General features: G+C 64.4%; 16 protein-coding genes. 13 read left to right on the top strand and 3 right to left on the bottom strand.

Going from position 1 to position 16,339, the window contains the following annotated elements; translation table 11 throughout:
* The first annotated feature begins 3 nt into the window (after positions 1–3).
* Genes flgE through CXK96_RS14395 form a run of 9 tightly spaced genes read left to right on the top strand, consistent with a single transcriptional unit; the run spans position 4 to position 8,909 of the window.
* Complete coding sequence (gene flgE / locus CXK96_RS14435; RefSeq protein ID WP_102837136.1) at positions 4–1,191, top strand: flagellar hook protein FlgE; 1,188 nt, start codon at positions 4–6, stop codon at positions 1,189–1,191.
* A 9-nt stretch (positions 1,192–1,200) separates the two neighbouring features.
* Positions 1,201–1,929: a flagellar basal-body rod protein FlgF gene (gene flgF, locus CXK96_RS14430; protein ID WP_102837135.1), complete on the top strand. Its 729-nt coding sequence runs from the start codon at positions 1,201–1,203 to the stop codon at positions 1,927–1,929.
* 14 nt (positions 1,930–1,943) lie between these two features.
* On the top strand, positions 1,944–2,729 hold the full coding sequence (flgG, locus tag CXK96_RS14425) for a flagellar basal-body rod protein FlgG (protein WP_019340569.1): 786 nt from the start codon (positions 1,944–1,946) through the stop codon (positions 2,727–2,729).
* 8 nt (positions 2,730–2,737) lie between these two features.
* Positions 2,738–3,400 (top strand): flagellar basal body L-ring protein FlgH, encoded by a 663-nt coding sequence (flgH, locus tag CXK96_RS14420; protein WP_102837134.1) that lies wholly within the window; start codon positions 2,738–2,740, stop codon positions 3,398–3,400.
* A 21-nt stretch (positions 3,401–3,421) separates the two neighbouring features.
* Positions 3,422–4,519: a flagellar basal body P-ring protein FlgI gene (locus tag CXK96_RS14415; RefSeq protein WP_102837133.1), complete on the top strand. Its 1,098-nt coding sequence runs from the start codon at positions 3,422–3,424 to the stop codon at positions 4,517–4,519.
* A 5-nt stretch (positions 4,520–4,524) separates the two neighbouring features.
* Positions 4,525–5,547, top strand: a complete 1,023-nt coding sequence (locus CXK96_RS14410) for a transglycosylase SLT domain-containing protein (RefSeq protein WP_102837132.1) — start codon at positions 4,525–4,527, stop codon at positions 5,545–5,547.
* Positions 5,544–6,911 (top strand): flagellar hook-associated protein FlgK, encoded by a 1,368-nt coding sequence (gene flgK / locus CXK96_RS14405; RefSeq protein ID WP_102837131.1) that lies wholly within the window; start codon positions 5,544–5,546, stop codon positions 6,909–6,911. The genes CXK96_RS14410 and flgK overlap by 4 nt, the downstream gene beginning before the upstream one ends.
* 37 nt (positions 6,912–6,948) lie before the next feature.
* Positions 6,949–7,863 carry a flagellar hook-associated protein FlgL gene (flgL, locus tag CXK96_RS14400; RefSeq protein ID WP_102837130.1) on the top strand — a complete coding sequence of 305 codons (915 nt, stop codon included), beginning with the start codon at positions 6,949–6,951 and terminating at the stop codon, positions 7,861–7,863.
* Positions 7,864–7,877: 14 nt separating this feature from the next.
* Positions 7,878–8,909: a hypothetical protein gene (locus CXK96_RS14395; RefSeq protein ID WP_102837129.1), complete on the top strand. Its 1,032-nt coding sequence runs from the start codon at positions 7,878–7,880 to the stop codon at positions 8,907–8,909.
* Positions 8,910–8,929: 20 nt separating this feature from the next.
* Here the strand turns inward: CXK96_RS14395 and CXK96_RS14390 are convergent, their stop codons facing one another.
* Positions 8,930–10,123, bottom strand: a complete 1,194-nt coding sequence (locus CXK96_RS14390) for a lactonase family protein (RefSeq protein ID WP_102837128.1) — start codon at positions 10,121–10,123, stop codon at positions 8,930–8,932.
* Between CXK96_RS14390 and CXK96_RS14385 the strand changes: the two genes are divergently transcribed.
* Genes CXK96_RS14385 through CXK96_RS14370 form a run of 4 tightly spaced genes read left to right on the top strand, consistent with a single transcriptional unit; the run spans position 10,122 to position 12,849 of the window.
* Positions 10,122–10,622, top strand: coding sequence for a YciI family protein (locus CXK96_RS14385; RefSeq protein WP_256061643.1), 501 nt, complete (start codon positions 10,122–10,124; stop codon positions 10,620–10,622). The genes CXK96_RS14390 and CXK96_RS14385 overlap by 2 nt on opposite strands.
* Before the next feature lie 49 nt (positions 10,623–10,671).
* Positions 10,672–11,139 (top strand): YybH family protein, encoded by a 468-nt coding sequence (locus CXK96_RS14380; protein ID WP_102837126.1) that lies wholly within the window; start codon positions 10,672–10,674, stop codon positions 11,137–11,139.
* A gap of 60 nt (positions 11,140–11,199) precedes the next feature.
* Positions 11,200–11,556 (top strand): YciI family protein, encoded by a 357-nt coding sequence (locus CXK96_RS14375; protein WP_102837125.1) that lies wholly within the window; start codon positions 11,200–11,202, stop codon positions 11,554–11,556.
* Positions 11,557–11,559: 3 nt separating this feature from the next.
* Positions 11,560–12,849 (top strand): RNA polymerase sigma factor, encoded by a 1,290-nt coding sequence (locus tag CXK96_RS14370; RefSeq protein WP_256061644.1) that lies wholly within the window; start codon positions 11,560–11,562, stop codon positions 12,847–12,849.
* A gap of 143 nt (positions 12,850–12,992) precedes the next feature.
* Here the strand turns inward: CXK96_RS14370 and CXK96_RS14365 are convergent, their stop codons facing one another.
* The gene (locus tag CXK96_RS14365; RefSeq protein WP_102837124.1) at positions 12,993–14,348 is read right to left on the bottom strand and encodes a sigma-54-dependent transcriptional regulator; all 1,356 of its coding nucleotides are present in this window, start codon (positions 14,346–14,348) and stop codon (positions 12,993–12,995) included.
* Positions 14,349–14,375: 27 nt separating this feature from the next.
* On the bottom strand, positions 14,376–16,139 hold the full coding sequence (locus CXK96_RS14360) for a sensor histidine kinase (RefSeq protein WP_102837254.1): 1,764 nt from the start codon (positions 16,137–16,139) through the stop codon (positions 14,376–14,378).
* Positions 16,140–16,339: the final 200 nt, after the last annotated feature.

The raw sequence follows: 16,339 nt of genomic DNA, 5'->3' as shown, positions 1-16,339 counted from the left end.
CCCATGAGCTTCAACATCGCCCTGACCGGCCTGTCCGCCGTCAACGAACAACTCAACACCATCGGCAACAACATCGCCAACGCCGGCACCGTGGGCTTCAAGTCCTCGCGCGCGAACTTCGGCAGCCTTTACGCCGAGAGCCAGGCCATGGGTGTTGAAGTCACCGGCACCAGCCAGAGCATCAGCCAGGGCGGCGCCCTGACCACCACCAACCGTGGCATGGACCTGGCCATTTCCGGCGGCGGCTTCTTCGTCACGCGTGCGAGCAACGGCGATGTGAGCTACACCCGTGCCGGGGTGTTCGGCACCGACAAGGACAGCTATTTGACCAACGGCCTCGGCCAGCGTCTGCAGGGCTACCCCGCCGATACCACCGGCAACCTGCAAACCGGCACCGTCAGCGACCTGCAGCTCAAGGCCGGCGGTCTGCCCGCCAAGGCCACTGACGAGCTGAGCTTTGTCGCCAACCTGGATGCCAATCAGGAAGTCCCGGCAGTGGCCTTCGATCCACTGGTCGCCGACAGCTACAACTCCACCTACACCACCAAGCTGTACGACTCCCAGGGCAAGGAACACACCCTGACCCAGTACTTCGCCAAGACCGCTGACAACAGCTGGAACGCTCACTATTACGTCGACGGTACCGCCATCGCTGGGCCGCAAGCGCTCACCTTTGACGGCGCCGGCACGCTGTCCGCGCCCATCGGCAAGGTCCCGCTGAATGCCACGCTGACCGGCGGCGTCGATCCGCTGGCCATTCAGCTCGACTACAGCGGCACCAGCCAGTACGGATCCGAATTCAGCGTCACCAGCAACCGCGCCACCGGCTATTCGGCGGGCGAGCAGACCGGCATGAGCGTCGAGAAGGACGGCAAGGTCTACGCCAGCTATTCCAACGGTGAGCGTCTGCTCCAGGGTCAGGTGGTGCTGGCCAGCTTCGTCAACGCCGAAGGCCTGAAGAACATCAGCGGCACCGCCTGGACCGAAACCGCCGCTTCCGGCGCGGCCATGCTCGGTGCGCCGGGCGTCGGCCAGTACGGCAGCCTGGCCAGCGGCGCGCTGGAAAGCTCCAACGTCGACCTCACCCAGCAGCTGGTAGGCCTGATGGAAGGCCAGCGTAACTACCAGGCCAACACCCAGGTCATTTCCACTAACAAGGAACTGACCCAGGTTCTGTTTAGCGCACTCTGAGGCTGATCCATGGATCGTTTGGGATACACGGCGATGACCGCTGCCAGCCGCACGATGATGTCGCTGCAGGTGCGCTCGAACAACCTCGCCAACGTCAACACGCCGGGCTTTCGCGCCGACCTCGAGCGCGCCCAGGCCGTCGCCGTTGAAGGCTACGGTTACGACAGCCGACACATGGCGGTGGTCGACAACAACGGCGTCAGCCTCGCCGCCGGCCCGATGGTCGCCACCGGCCGCGAGCTGGATTTCGCGGTCAAGGGCACCGGTCTGATCGTCCTGCAGGACGGCGAAGGTGAAGCCTACACCCGTCAGGGCAGCATGCAGGTCGATGCCGAGGGTCGCCTGACCCTCAATGGCCGCGCCGTGATGGGCGAGGGTGGGCCGATTGAGCTACCCGAACATGAACGGGTTGAAATCGGCAACGACGGCACCGTGTCGATCATGGCGCCGGGCGACTGGATGATGGCCGAGGTTGACCGCATCCGCCTGGTCGACGTAGCGGCTGCCGACCTGATGAAGAACGAGGCTGGCCTGCTGGTGACGCGCAACGGCGAACCGGCTGCGCCCAGCGAAGATGTACGCCTGGCCAGCGGTTTTCTCGAGTCGAGCAACGTCTCAGCGATCGACGAGCTGGCCTCGACCATGAGCCTCAACCGCCTGTTCGAAACCCAGGTAAAGATGATGAAAGCCGCCGAGGACCTCTCCGACGCCGGCAACCGAATGATCCGCGGCAGCTGATCGGGAGATAACGCATGAATTCCGCACTTTGGGTCAGCAAGACTGGCCTGGCCGCTCAAGACACCGCCATGGCGACCGTTGCCAACAACCTGGCCAACGTCAACACCAATGGCTTCAAGGCTGATCGCGCCGTCTTCGAAGACCTGTTCTACAGCATCGAAAAGCAGCCCGGCGCGCAGGCGGATGAGATCAACACCGTGCCGTCCGGCATTCAGCTGGGCAGCGGCGTGCGCGTCGCCGGCACCCAGAAGGTGTTCACCGAAGGCAGCATCCAGACCACCGGCCAGCCGATGGATCTGGCGATCGTCGGGCGTGGCTTCTTTCAGGTCGAGTCGCCCAACGGTGACATTCTCTACACCGAGAACGGTCAGTTCCAGCTCAACGCCGAAGGCGTGATGGTCAACGCACAGGGCCTGCCGCTGACGCCAGCCATCGAAGTACCACAAGGCAGCACCGGCTTCACCGTCGGCGCTGATGGCATCGTCACAGCGGTACTGCCGGGCGACACCCTGCCCTCGGAGCTGGGTCAGATCACGCTGGTCAACTTCACCAACCCGGGTGGTCTGGAAGCGCTGGGCGGCAACCTCTATCGCGAAAGCGTTGCCAGCGGTGAAGCCGTCGAAGGCGTGCCGGGCGAAGAGGGCCTCGGCCAGCTCAAGCAGGGCGTGCTCGAAGGCTCCAACGTGCAGGTGGTCGAGGCCATGGTGGCGATGATCGCCATCCAGCGTGCCTACGAGGCCAATGCCAAGGTGCTCGATGCCGCCAGCGGCATGCAGCAGTTCCTTAACCAGACCGTCTGAGAATAGTGATGCGTACGCCCATTCTGCTCGTCGTGCTGGCCTTGCTTGGCGGCTGCGCCAGCTTCAACGAAATGCTGCCGGAAGAACCGTCCAGCGAGTACGAGCCGCTGGAGCTGGACTACAGCCTGCCGCCGACCACCGGTGGCGGTCTGTTCCGCTCCGGTTACAGCGGCTCGCTGATCAGCGACAAGCGCGCGGTTCGGGTCGGCGACATCCTGACCGTGGTGCTCGACGAGTCCACCCAATCGAGCAAGAGCGCCGGCACCAGCTTCGGCAAGGAATCGAGCGTAGGCATCGGCGTGCCGACCATTCTCGGCAAGACCTACCCGGACGTTGAAACCTCAGCCTCCGGCGAACGCGAGTTCAAGGGCTCGGCTAAGAGCTCGCAGCAGAACACCCTGCGCGGCTCCATTGCCGTCAGCGTGCATCGCGTGTTGCCCAACGGCACCTTGCAGATCAAGGGCGAAAAGGCCCTGCGCCTGAACCAGGGCGATGAATACATTCGCCTGACCGGGCTGGTGCGCATCGATGACATCAACCGCTACAACCAGGTGTCCTCGCAGAGCGTGGCCAACGCGAAGATTTCTTACGCGGGTCGTGGTGTGCTCAACGACAGCAATTCCGCCGGCTGGCTGACGCGCTTCTTCGCGTCGCCACTGTTCCCTCTCTAAGCCTTGAAAATGAGTAGCCCGATGCGATCCCTCAAGCTGTTTCTCGCCGCCGTCGCGCTGTGGCAACTACCGGCCCAGGCCGTGCCGCTGATGGACCTGGTGGATGTCGAGGGCATTCGTGGCAACCAGCTGATCGGCTACGGCCTGGTCGTGGGCCTCGACGGCACCGGCGACAAGAACCAGGTCAAGTTCACCAGCCAATCGGTGACGAACATGATCAAGCAGTTCGGCGTGAACCTGCCGCCGAACGTCGACCCGAAGCTGAAGAACGTCGCTGCGGTGACCATCACCGCCACGGTGCCGCCGTCCTACAGCGCCGGCCAGACCGTTGATGTCACGGTTTCCTCGTTGGGCGACGCCAAGAGCCTGCGCGGCGGCCAGTTGCTGATGACGCCGCTGCAGGGTGTCGACGGTGAGATCTACGCGCTTGCACAGGGCGCGGTGATCGTCGGTGGCGTCAATGCCGAGGGCGCCAGTGGCTCCAAGGTCGCCATCAACACCTCCAACACCGGCCTGATCCCGAACGGCGCAACGGTTGAACGGATGATTCCCAGCGACTTTACCGAACGCCCCGAGGTAATGCTCAACGTCCGCCAGCCTAGCTTCCAGACCGTTACCCGCGTGGTCGATGCGGTGGACGCCTACTTTGGCAAAGGCACTGCGACTGCGCTGAACGCCACCAAGGTGTCGATCCGGGCACCGCTCACCAGCACCCAGCGCATGAGCTTCATGGCCATGCTCGAACGCCTTGAAGTGGAAGAAGGGCGCACCCGGCCGAAGGTGGTCTTCAACAGCCGTACCGGAACGGTGGTGGTGGGTGAGGGTGTACGGGTCAAGGCTGCAGCCGTGGCGCATGGCAGCCTGACGGTCACCATCAGCGAGAACCCCCAGGTCAGCCAGCCGAATGCCTTTGCCGGCGGCGAAACCGTGGTCACGCCGCAGTCGGACGTCACCATCGAGCAGGACCGCAAGGCCATGTTCAAGTGGCCCGAGGGTGCCAGTCTGGAAAGCATCATCAGCACTATCAACAGTCTCGGCGCCACACCCGACGACGTGATGAGCATCCTGCAGTCGCTGGAACGCGCCGGCGCACTGAACGCCGAACTGATCGTGATGTAACGACTATGAGCATCGTATCCCTCCCCCAACACCTCAACACCCTGCGCAACCGCCAGGACGGCCCAACCGCAGCCCGGCGCCAGCAGCTTGAAGTCGTCGCCGAGCAGTTCGAGGCGATGTTCCTGCAGCAAATCCTCAAGCAGATGCGCAAGGCCGGCGATGTGCTCGGTGCCGGCAACCCGATGCGCAGCCGCGAGCTGGACACCATGCGCGACTTCTACGACGAAGTCCTTGCTGACACCCTGGCCGGCAAACGCCAGACCGGGATCGCCGATATGCTGGTGCAGCAGCTCAGTGGTGAGGCCGTCGGCGCGCCCGCGCCGACGGCACTGGCCGGTCACGCTGGCAGTGGTTTGCAAAGCGGTGGCCTGCACGCGCTGCGTGGCACCTGGCAGCGCGGCGTCGATGCCTTGGACAGCGCCTGGGAAAGCGGCAAGGCCGGCTTCAAGTCGCTGGTCGACAGCGTGATCAAGCATGAGTCCAGTGGCAACATCGCCGCCGTCTCGCCCAAGGGCGCGCGTGGCCTGATGCAGCTGATGCCCGGCACCGCACGGGACATGGCAGCCGAGCTCGGCCTGCCCTTCAGCGAGGCGCGGCTGACCACCGACGCCGAATACAACAAGCGTCTCGGCAGCGCTTACCTGAACAAGATGCTCGATCGCTACGACGGTCATCAGGCGCTGGCGCTGGCGGCCTACAACGCCGGTCCCGGGCGGGTGGACGAATGGCTGAAGAGCCACGGTGACCCGCGCAAGGGCGAGATCGGCACGGGCGCCTGGGTGCAGAAGATCCCCTTTGCGGAAACGCGAAATTACACCCGCAACATCCTCAACGATCTCAGTGCCGCTTCGCCGGCGCCGAGCGAACCACGGGCCCAGTTGCAGGCCGTTCCGCCTGTTGCTCCATCGCCGCTTAATTCCGTCGCCGATCCGGTCGCTCTTTCTACAGGGCGCAGTGTTGCTGGCGCCCACCTCTCGGTGGCGTTTGCGCAACCGATCCGGATCGAGCCGAAGGAAATCGTGTCGTGAGTATTCTTGGTCAAATTGGCTACAGCGGCGTTCGCGCCTCGCAGATCGCCCTCTCGGCGACCGGGCAGAACATCGCCAACGTCAACACGCCCGGCTTCAGCCGCCTGCGACCAGACCTGCAATCGCTCGGCGGGCAGACTTCGGTCAGCATTGGCGGCGGCGTGCAGGTCGGCAGCATCCGGCGCCTGTCCAACGACTTCCAGAATCAGCAGCTCTGGCGCGCCGGCACCGACCAGAACTACTTCAATACCAGCCAGCAGTACCTGACCGCCCTAGAAGGCCTGATCGACAGCGAAGGCTCGAGCGTCAGCGTTGGCCTGGACAACTTCTTCGCCGCGCTCAGCGAAGCCAGTTCGACCCCCGAATCCATCGCCCTGCGCCAGCAGATCATCGGCGAGTCGAAGCAGTTGGCGCAGCGTTTCAACGGGCTGAACAGCAACATCGGCACCCAGCTCAACGCCCTGCAGGGCCAGCGCGTGGCGATGACCAGCGAGATCAACGGGCTGTCCGGCAACATCGCCGAGCTGAACGCACAAATCCGCGAAATGGAATCCTCGGGCCGTGATACCGCGACCCTGCGCGACTACCGCGAGAATCTGGTCAAGGATCTCAGCCAGTATGCTGGTATCCGCGTGCAGGAAGCCGCTGACGGCACCCTGAATGTCTCGCTGGCCAACGGTCAGCCACTGGTAGCCGGGGCAACGGCGGGGCAGTTGAAGATCAACGCGAACCTCGCCGGTGAGCAGGAGATGACGCTGGTCTTCGCCAAGACCACCTTTCCGCTCAACCAGCAGGGCATCGGTGGTTCACTCGGCGGCCTCTACGACATGGAATACGGCGCGCTGCGCCCGGCCCAGCAGGACCTGCACGACATGGCCTCGGCCGTGGCGACGATGATCAATGGCGCCCTTGCCGGTGGCTTCGATTTGAACGGTAATCCCGGCCAGCCCCTGTTCAGCTACAACGCCGGCAGCACCAGCGGCATGCTGGCGGTCAACGCCCTGGGCGCCTCGGAACTGGCGTTCTCCGGCACCGCAGGCGAGGTCGGCAACAACAAGACCCTGCTCACCATGCTTGATCTCAAGTCGGCGGGTGTCACGGTTGCCGGCAACACCGTGCCGCTTAACGACGCCTACGCCGGCCTGGTGGGCCGCGTTGCCAGTGCCAGCCGGCAGAACCAGGCGGACCTGCGCGCCGCGACCACCGTGGCCGAGCAGGCCCAGGCCCAGCGCGACAGCGTCAGTGCGGTCAACCTGGACGAAGAGGCCGTCAACCTCATGGCTTACGAGCAGGCCTACCAGGCCAACATGAAAGTCATCAGCACTTCCAACGATCTGTTCAACGCCGTACTGGCGATGTTCTGAGCCGGCGCGAGCCGGTTCGACTGACGAGAAAGACACCATGCGCATCTCCAACGCCCAGATCACCGCCATGATGCACGGCTCGATGAACACCAGCTCCGAGAAGCTCGGTAAGCTGATGCAGCAGATGGCCACCGGCGAGCGCATGTTGATGCCCTCGGACGACCCGATCTCCGCCGTACGCGTACTGCGCATCCAGCGCGAAGAAGCGACGCTGACCCAGTACCGCACCAACATCGCCAACGTGTCCGGCAACCTGTCCAAGCAGGAAGCCAACCTCAAGGCGGCGTCGGACACCATGCTCAACGTGCGCGATCTGCTGCTGTGGGCCGCCAACGGCAGCAACACCAGCGAAGACCTGGCCGCCATCGCCAACGAGATGGGCAATCTGGAAAAGACCATCCTCAGCTTCGCCAACGTGCGCGACGAGGAAGGTCGTTACCTGTTCTCCGGCACCCTCAGCGACCGCCCGGCCATCACCTTCGACGCGGCCACCCAGAGCTACCAGCTGACCGGCAACGATCAATACCGCCAGGCGGCAGTCGCCAATGGCGTACTGGTCGAGGAGAATGTCACCGCCGCGCAGGTCTTCGGTGGTGGCGTCGGCATGCTCAACGACCTCAATGCGCTGGTCAAAATGCTCGCCGACCCGGCATTGGACGCCAATGATCCAGCGGTACAGACCTCGATCAGCGCGACGCTCAACAGCCTCGACAAGACTCACGGCGACCTGCTCGGTGCGGTCTCGGAGCTGGGCGGACGGCAGAACACCCTGACCCTGCTGTCGAGCAGCAACGAGGACGTCTCGCTGGTAAACCAGAAAATCGACGGCGAGCTGTCGCAACTCGATTACGCCACGGCCAGCATCGACCTGAACAACTATCAGCTGTCGCTGCAGGCGACGCAGAAAACCTATTTGAAGATCAACGGGCTGTCGCTGTTCGGCATGCTCTGACCGAGGTAGCGTGAATGAAGATTGGCAAGCAGCTCCCCGCTGTTTCCGCAATCAACCCACAGGAACGCCGCGAGGCGCTGCTGCGGGATGCGCCTGCGCCGCTGCGGGCCGGTACGCCGGCTGACACGCCGCACACCGAGACGACGCCCAGCAAGAACACCAGCTTCAGCCTTCAGCTCAATCAGCAACTGTCCTCGATGCAGTCGGCCGACAGCTACCTCGGCGATCTGCAGACGCGTCTGTCGCAACTCAAGCTCAACCTCAGTCGCCAGATCAGCTCGCCGCAGCCCAACGGCGAGGAAAGCATTCGCCAGGCCGTGCAACAGGTCGGCGAGTTGCTTAAAGAGCGCAGCAAACGCTCTGGCAATTCCCTGGACGCCAATCTCAAACTGCGGCTGACCGAGCCGGTGCGCAGCCGCTTCAGCCTGCAAGGGCTGGAGTCGCTGGAAAAGATTCGCCAGTCAGGCCGCGAGACACTGCTGTTCAGTGGCGGTCGGCAACTGGCCGAGCCGGTGGCCGTGGTGCTCGACGACGAGATGAGCGACGAGCAGATTCTGCGCCGTTTCAACGGCAGCCTGGGCCAGGCCGGTATTCGCGCCGAGCTGGACCCGCACGGGGAGTTGAAGTTTTCCGCCCGCGAAGGTGATTGGCAAAAGCTCAAGGACCAGTTGGCGGTGCAGGGTGAAGGCAAGCTGTTCGACAAAGGCCGATACGTTCGTGTGCAGAGCGAGGACGAGCAACTGCTGAGCTTCCCCGAAGAGCTGCAGCTCGACTCCTTCCGTGAACTGCGCCGTCTGCTCGACTCGGTCGTCGCCGGGCTCGACAAGGTCACTTCGCTGCGCGAGCAGCTGAGCAACCGCCAGCAGGAAATCCGCGAATTCCTTGCCCGCCAGGCTCATGCCGATGAGAAGCAGTGGGCGATGGACTTCTCCCGCTCGGTGTTCAACCTGATGCAGCGCAGCCCTTCCAGCTACGCGGCGGTCACCCAGACCGTTGTGGCACAGGCGACCATCAGCCGCTTTGCGGTAGTCAGTCTGCTCTCCTGATCGATGCTGCGCCGGGCCTGTCAGGGCCCGGTGCGATCAATAAATTTCACATCCGAAGGCCGGCCCATCGGCAGCGTTTGCACGGTATCGCCCAGCTTGCCGCTGTCGGGGTCGCGCGCCAGTACCACCAGTGCATCACTCTTTTGGTTGGCAATGATCAAGAACTGACCGCTCGGGTCGATGGCGAACTCCCGCGGCTCGCGGCCTTCACTGTCGCGCTGCTGGATCTCGCGCAGGGTGTCGTTCTCCTCGATGGCATAGACCATGATGCGGTTCTTCTCGGCGCGGTCACTGACGTAGAGAAAGCGACCGTCCGGCGAAGGATGGATGGCGCCGGGCGAATGCTGGCCGACGTCGCCGCCGGCCGCCAGATCCACCAGCTGACGCTGCACTAGGCTGCCGTCGACATGGTCGAAGCGCGCCACCTGAGCGCTCAGCTCCAGCGTCGCGTAGGCCTGGCTGCCGTCGGGGCTGAACACCAGATGACGCGGGCCGCTGCCTTCCGGCAGGCTGATGAAAGCCGGATCGGCCTGGGACAGCGGGCGCTCGGCGTTGGCCGGGTCGTAGCGATAGACGAAGATCTTGTCGGCGCCCAGATCGCTGACGAACAGGGTCTTGCCATTCGGCGACATCACCGCCGAGTGAACGTGAGGCGATTGCTGGCGGTCTGGGTGCACTTCGCTGGCCTTGTGCGTGGCGATCTGGGTGACCGGCAAAAGCGTCCCATCCTTGGCCAGCGGCACCACCGCGAGGCTGCCGCCCGGGTTTGCTCGCGAGCCGTAGTTGGAGACGAACAGGTAGCGTCCGTCACGGCTCTGGCTCAGGTGGGTGGGTTCGTCGCCCAGGGTGATCTGCTGCTCCAGAACCGATAACTTGCCGCTGGTCGGCGCCAGGATGAAAGCGCTCACACGTCCCACCGGGTCAGGGTGTCCCGGCCCGTTCTCGTTTACCGCGTAGACCCGGTTGCGGTTCAGGTCCAGGGTCAGCCAGGACGGGTTGTGGGTCCGTACGACCTGCAGCGGTTGCGGTTCGATCAGGCCGGTTTCGGCATCGAACTGCATGCGGTAAATCCCTTCGCTGTTGCCTTCACTGGTGTAGCTACCGATCAATACTTGATACATGGGTGCTGCTGCTCCCGAGGTGCTGAATGCCAAGAGGGCGGCGGCAATGCCGAGGCGTTGCCGCCGCAGTAGGCCGCGCAATGGACTGCGCATGGGCTGCTCCCGTCATGTCGAGGGGGCGTGCGCCCCTGATCTGGATTGGAGCGCGGAAGCGGAAAAAGTTTTCCCGACATTGTCGATTTCTCCCATCGCCGGTCGACCAGAGAAAACAGCAATCGTCCTCGGGGATGCCGCGATGCGCTATCTGTGCCTGGTCTACCTGAATGAAGACGCCGTGGCGGCACTGTCGCCAGGTCTTCACGCCGCGCTCGATGCCGAGTGCCGTGAGTACCACGCGCAGCTGCGGCGCAGCGGCGAGCTGATCGTCGCTGAAGCGCTGCAGCCGGTGTTGAGCGCTACCACCCTGCGCCGCCAGGGCGACCGCCTGCTCCTGCGCGACGGGCCGGTGCGCGACGGCTCCGAGCAGCCCGCGGCGATCTATCTGTTCGAGACCCAGGACCTCAATGATGCGATCCGTCTGGCCGCGCGTCTGCCGGCGGCACGGCTGGGCAGCGTCGAGGTGCGTGAGCTGGGGGCCCGGGCGCCGCCTTGAGACGCCGCGAGTGTGATTGAGCCGAATCATCAACCAAGAGGACAGCGAGATGAACAGCCCCAGCCAAACGCAGGACGAAACCCGGATTCGCCAACTCACCGAAACCTTCGAAAAGGCCACTGTACGCAAGGACCTGGACACCATCATGGCGCAGTACGCCGCAGACGTACGGGCCTTCGATGCGGTCGGTCCGCTGCAATTCAAGGGCGCCGATGCGTACCGCCAGCACTGGCAGAACTGCTTTGATTTTTGCCAGGGCGAGGGCTATTTCGAAATCAGTGAGCTCGAAATCAACGTCAGCGGAGACCTGGCCTATAGTCATTTTCTGAGCCATTGCGGCGGCACCGATGAAAAAGGCGACATGCAGTCCGGATGGATGCGCGGCAGCCGTTGCTGGCGTCGGCAGGACGGCGACTGGAAGGTCGTTCATGAGCATTTCTCGATGCCATTCGACATGGCCAGTGGGCAGGTCAACTTCGGCATTGAACCCGAACCACGGGCCGGCATTGCCAGCTGATCGACCCCTTCGTCCCGTCGCTGCCCGCACGGCAGCCGGCGGGCGCTACCGGAGAAGGACATGAAATACCTGTGCCTGGTCTATTACGACGAGCAGCGCGTGGATTCAATGACTGACGAGCAGTGGGCGGCGCTGGTCGAGCAATGCGTTGCCAACAGTGAAAGGCTGAAGGAAAGCGGCCAGTTCCTGGCCGGCGAGCCGCTGCAATCAGTGCGTACTGCCAAAACCGTACGGGTTCGTGAGGGCGCGGTGTCGGTCGTCGACGGCCCGTTCGCCGAAACCCGCGAGCAACTGGCGGGCTTCTATCTGATCGAAGCGCAGGATCTGGATGAAGCGCTGCACCTGGCGGCGAAGATCCCACCCGCGCAGCTGGGCAGCATTGAAGTTCGCCCGTTGCGCCAGTTACCTGATCGTTGATCTATGCCTGAGCGGGGCAGGCCGCCCTCGACCGAGCACATCGGTGCTGGACCGACGCTGGCCGAAATCGACACCCTGTACCGCACGCAGTCGCGGCGAGTGTTGGCGACGCTAATCCGCCTGTTGGGCGATTTCGAGCTGGCCGAGGAAGCCCTGCATGACGCCTTTATCGCGGCGGTGCAGCAGTGGCCGCGTGACGGTCTGCCTTCCAATCCTCGTGCCTGGCTGGTCTCGGCTGGTCGCTTCAAGGCCATCGACGGGCTGCGCCGGCGGGCACGTTTCGATGCATCCCTGAGCCTGCTGGCCGATCAGCTGGACAGCCACAACGAGCTCGAATGGGAGCGTGAAGACCTCGAAGACGACCGCCTGCGGCTGATCTTCACCTGCTGCCACCCGGCGTTACCGGCCGATGCGCAGGTGGCGCTGACGCTGCGCGAAGTCTGCGATCTCAAGACGGAAGAGATCGCCCGAGCCTTTCTTGCCTCACCCAGCACCATTGCCCAACGCATCGTCCGCGCCAAGCAGAAGATTCGCGACGCGGGCATTCCTTACCGAGTACCCACACGCGAGGAGCTGCCGGCTCGGCTGGATAACGTGAAGCAGGTGATCTACCTGGTTTTCAACGAAGGCTATTCCGCCTCCCGCGGCAGCGAGCTGACCCGTGCCGACCTCAGCACCGAGGCCATCCGTCTCGGGCGTCTGCTGCTTGAGCTGTTGCCCGATCCGGAGCTGATGGGGTTGCTGGCCCTGATGCTGCTGCATGACTCCCGCCGCGCCGCGCGTACCGATGAGGCGGGCGAGCTGGTGCGCCTCGACGAGCAGGACCGCAGCCGCTGGAATCAGGCGCAGATTGTTGAAGGCGCCGCGCTGGTAGAGCGGGCGCTCGCCTCCAGGCGCTTCGGCCCTTACACCGTGCAGGCCGCCATCGTTGCGGTGCATGCCGAGGCGCGCAGTGCTGTGCAGACTGATTGGGCGCAAATCGTCGGGCTTTACGACCTGTTGCTGCGCATCAGCCCGTCGCCGGTCATCGAACTCAACCGCGCGGTAGCCCTGGCGATGCGTGATGGCGCCGAGGTCGGGCTGGCTGCCATCGACGCATTACTGGCCCGCGGCGAACTGCGCGATTACCACCTGCTGCACTCGGCCCGCGCTGACTTCTGCCGTCGACTGGGCCGCCTGGACGAAGCCCGCGAGGCCTACCGAACCGCGTTGGGCCTGGCTCAGCTGGAGCCGGAAAAGCGCTTCTTGCAGCAGCGCCTCGATGAGCTGGATGCCGAGCAGCGCAAGGCTTGAAAGGGATCGCGAGCAAGCTCGCTCCTACAGGTGGACGTTCCCTGACCAGGTAGGGATTTCGAGGCATTCGCGGTTACCGCCACGATCAATCGCCCTGTACCGACATTCCCACACATTCGCTATGCAGGGTCCCGGGGGCGGGATCAGCTGTCGTGGCTTCCCACCGGCAGGTAATCGCTGCGACTCAGCCCGTGGCGCTGCATCTTTTCGTTGAGGGTGCGGCGGGGCAACTGCAGTTGCGCCATGACTTCGCTGATGTTGCCTTTGTGCTGTTGCAGGGCGCTGTGCAGGCACTGGGCTTCGAAGGCTTCCATCTGGTCGGCCAGTGAGGTGCCGGCGACGGCGGCGGGGGCCGTGGCGGGTGCAGGCGGGGTCAGGCCCAGGGCATGGCGTTCGGCGGCGTTGATCAGTTCGCGGACGTTTCCCGGCCAGTCGTGGCTGAGCAGCTGCGCCAGTTCGGCCGGGCTGGCCGGCAGCGGATCTCGGCCGTGGCGTTGCGCGGCCTGGGTGGCGAAGTGATCGAACAACAGCGGGATATCCTCGCGTCGGTCTCGCAGCGGCGGGATGTGCAGTTCGGCGACGTTCAGGCGGTACAGCAGGTCCTCACGGAAGCGCCCGCCGCGTACCTCTTCCAGCAAATCCGGTTTGGCGGCGCTGATCACCCGCAGGTCGACCTCGATACTGCGGTTCGAGCCCAGCCGCTCCAGGGTCTTTTCCTGCAACACGCGCAGCAGTTTGACCTGCTGAGCCAGCGGCATGCTCTCGATCTCGTCGAGAAACAGGGTGCCGCCGTGGGCATGTTCGATGCGGCCGATGCGTTTGCCCTGGGCGCCGGTGAACGCCCCGCTCTCATGGCCGAACAGCTCGCTTTCGAAGATGGTTTCCGGAATCGCCGCGCAGTTGAGTGCAACGAAAGGGTTGCGTGCCCGCGGGCTGAAATCATGCAGGCAGCGCGCGACCTGCTCCTTGCCGCTGCCGGTGTCGCCGCGAATCAAGACGTTGACGTCGGTGCCGGCCAGTTCCAGTACCTGACGGCGAAGGTTCTCCATTGCCCGCGAGACGCCCAGCAGCATCGATTCGATGCGGCCTTTGCGGGTGAACTGCTCGCGCAGCTGACGGTTCTCGCAGACCAGCCGGCGCTTGTCCTGGGCGCGGCGCACGCTGTCGAGCAGGCGTTCCGGGGTGAAGGGTTTCTCGATGAAATCGTAGGCGCCCTGGCGTAGCGCCTGCACCGCCATTGGTACATCGCCATGGCCGGTCACCATGATCACTGGCAGCTCCGGGTCCAGCGCCACCAGCTTTTCCAGCAGGCCGAGGCCGTCAAGGTCCGGCATCCGCACGTCGCTGATCAGCACGCCGGGAAAGCCCCGGTCGACGATAGCCAGCGCTTCGTGGGCACGGGCGCAGGTTTCCACGCTGAAGCCGGACAGCTCCAGCCACTGCTGCACCGCCTGGCGGATTGCCGCTTCGTCATCGATGAAAATCACCTGACCGCTCATCTGTCACTCCTCCTGCGAGTGGCCAGTCTACTCGGCGCCGGGCGATTCGGCCGCTGGCATATGCAGTTCGAACACCGCGCCCTGCGCATCGTTGTGCACGCTGAGGCTGCCGCCAAGGTCGCGCACGATGCCGTAGGAAACGGCAAGCCCGAGGCCGAGCCCCTGGCCAACCGGCTTGGTGGTGAAAAAGGGCTCGAACACCTGATCCAGATGTTCCTCGGCGATGCCGCCACCGCTGTCGGCAACGCTCAGCGTCCAGCCGTCGCCTTCTGGCTGGCAGAGGATGCGCAGCGCTTTGCTCTCGGCGTTCCACATGGCGTCCAGAGCGTTGGTCAGCAGGTTGATCAGCACCTGCTCCAGGCGAATCGCATCGCCACTGACCCAGGCCTGGGGCGGCACCTGACACACCACCGCAATCCCTTCGCTGCGAATGCGCGGGGCGAGCAGCTGCAGCGCCTGGTCCAAGACCTCGGCCAGGCTCAAACGCTGGCGCAGCCCGGCGGGGCTCTTGCGGGCGAAGGTTTTCAGGTGACTGGTCAGCGCCGCCATGCGCTCGAGGAGGCCTTCAACCTGGCCGATGCCTTCGCGCACGGCGTCGGTGCGGCCGCTGTCGAGCAACAACCGCTGACTAGCGAGCTGCATGCGCAGGGCGGTCAGGGGCTGGTTGATCTCGTGGGCGAGGGCGGCGGACATCTGCCCCAGCGCGGCCATGCGCGCGGCATGCACCAGTTCATCCTGCGCGGTGTTCAGCTCGCGGGTGCGCTCTTCTACCAGACGCTCCAGCTCGTTGCGGCTGCGGCGTTCCACGCGGCGGGTCTTGCGCCGTTGGGCTAGGTACAGCAGCAGGAACGCGAGCGTCATCCAGACGCCGGCCGCGGCCAGGCGGTAGCTGCGGACGTTGGCGGCTACCAGCTGCGGCTCCTGCAGCAGGTGCAGGGTCCAGTCTTCCTCGGGCAGTTCCAGACGTTGCCAGAGGTAGTCGCGGCGGCCATCGGGCCCGTCGACCAGGCGCCGCTCGCTGTTCTCGTCGATCTGCTGCAGGTTCTGGCTCGTCAACGGCTGCAGATTCTGTTCGGCGTAGCGGCGGACCGCGACGAGGCGGTCGCGCACCGCCTCGCTCAGCGGGCGCAGGTAGCGGAAGCGCCAGGCTGGGCGGTTGGTCAGGATGACGATGTCCAGTGAGTCGGAGATCAGCAGGATGCCAGACTGCCCGACCCATTCACGCTGCATGTCTTCGAGTTCGAGCTTGACCACCAGCACGCCGATTACCTCGCCCTCGGCATTCTTGACCGAGCTGGAGAGGAAATAGCCGGGGATGCCGGTGGTCACGCCGACCGCGAAGTAACGACCCGAGTCGTTCGCTACCGCATCGATGAAATAGGGCCGGAAAGCGTAGTTGTTGCCGACGAAACTGCTCCAGTCGCGCCAGTTGCTGGCCGCCAGGGTTTCGCCATGGCGGTCGAGCAGGTAGAGCACCGAGGAGCCGGCAGCCTGGTTCTGCTCTTCCAAGCGGTGGTTGAGTTGCTTGCGCAGGGCCTGATCGCCGGGGTTGTTCAGCAATGTCTGGATATCGCTGTCGAGCGCCAGCAACGCCGGGACGGAACGGAAGCGCTGCACCTGGATATGAATCGCCTGTGCGTAGAGTTCGAGCTGGCCGGCGGCCTCCTGGCTGCGCTCGGTCCAGGCGCGTTGCTCGGCGATGCGCCCAGCCCAGTACATGCTCAGCAGCAGGCCGGCCAGAATCAGCGAGATGATGAGGGCGACGCGGTAGCGGCTGGAGAGGGCAATCATGATCGGCTCGCGATAGCGGAATCGCATGGTAAAGCAGGCCGCGCGTCGGATTCCAAGACGTGTACATCTTTCGACTAATGTACAAGTACGGCCGGATGGTGGCACTTTAGCGCCATTGCCGCCCGAAACAATGGGCCGGCCAGCAGGGACGCCAGGTTACAACGAGATCAGCTCGACCAACCCTTGTCGTCTCGAGGCGC

This window comes from Stutzerimonas stutzeri (assembly GCF_002890895.1).
Lineage (GTDB): Bacteria > Pseudomonadota > Gammaproteobacteria > Pseudomonadales > Pseudomonadaceae > Stutzerimonas > Stutzerimonas stutzeri_AB.
The sequence above is the reverse complement of the archived record's forward strand: the minus strand, read 5'-3'. Positions and strand labels throughout refer to the sequence as shown.

What these genes read in the sequence shown, in the direction of transcription:
- CXK96_RS14360 (WP_102837254.1), bottom strand. Translation starts at nt 16,139, where the DNA reads ATGATTGCCCTCTCCAGCCGCTACCGCGTCGCCCTCATCATCTCGCTG.
- flgH (WP_102837134.1), top strand. Translation starts at nt 2,738, where the DNA reads ATGCGTACGCCCATTCTGCTCGTCGTGCTGGCCTTGCTTGGCGGCTGC.
- CXK96_RS14410 (WP_102837132.1), top strand. Translation starts at nt 4,525, where the DNA reads ATGAGCATCGTATCCCTCCCCCAACACCTCAACACCCTGCGCAACCGC.
- CXK96_RS14380 (WP_102837126.1), top strand. Translation starts at nt 10,672, where the DNA reads ATGAACAGCCCCAGCCAAACGCAGGACGAAACCCGGATTCGCCAACTC.
- flgL (WP_102837130.1), top strand. Translation starts at nt 6,949, where the DNA reads ATGCGCATCTCCAACGCCCAGATCACCGCCATGATGCACGGCTCGATG.
- CXK96_RS14365 (WP_102837124.1), bottom strand. Translation starts at nt 14,348, where the DNA reads ATGAGCGGTCAGGTGATTTTCATCGATGACGAAGCGGCAATCCGCCAG.
- CXK96_RS14385 (WP_256061643.1), top strand. Translation starts at nt 10,122, where the DNA reads ATGGGCTGCTCCCGTCATGTCGAGGGGGCGTGCGCCCCTGATCTGGAT.
- CXK96_RS14370 (WP_256061644.1), top strand. Translation starts at nt 11,560, where the DNA reads ATGCCTGAGCGGGGCAGGCCGCCCTCGACCGAGCACATCGGTGCTGGA.
- CXK96_RS14390 (WP_102837128.1), bottom strand. Translation starts at nt 10,123, where the DNA reads ATGCGCAGTCCATTGCGCGGCCTACTGCGGCGGCAACGCCTCGGCATT.
- flgG (WP_019340569.1), top strand. Translation starts at nt 1,944, where the DNA reads ATGAATTCCGCACTTTGGGTCAGCAAGACTGGCCTGGCCGCTCAAGAC.
- CXK96_RS14375 (WP_102837125.1), top strand. Translation starts at nt 11,200, where the DNA reads ATGAAATACCTGTGCCTGGTCTATTACGACGAGCAGCGCGTGGATTCA.
- CXK96_RS14395 (WP_102837129.1), top strand. Translation starts at nt 7,878, where the DNA reads ATGAAGATTGGCAAGCAGCTCCCCGCTGTTTCCGCAATCAACCCACAG.
- flgF (WP_102837135.1), top strand. Translation starts at nt 1,201, where the DNA reads ATGGATCGTTTGGGATACACGGCGATGACCGCTGCCAGCCGCACGATG.
- CXK96_RS14415 (WP_102837133.1), top strand. Translation starts at nt 3,422, where the DNA reads ATGCGATCCCTCAAGCTGTTTCTCGCCGCCGTCGCGCTGTGGCAACTA.
- flgE (WP_102837136.1), top strand. Translation starts at nt 4, where the DNA reads ATGAGCTTCAACATCGCCCTGACCGGCCTGTCCGCCGTCAACGAACAA.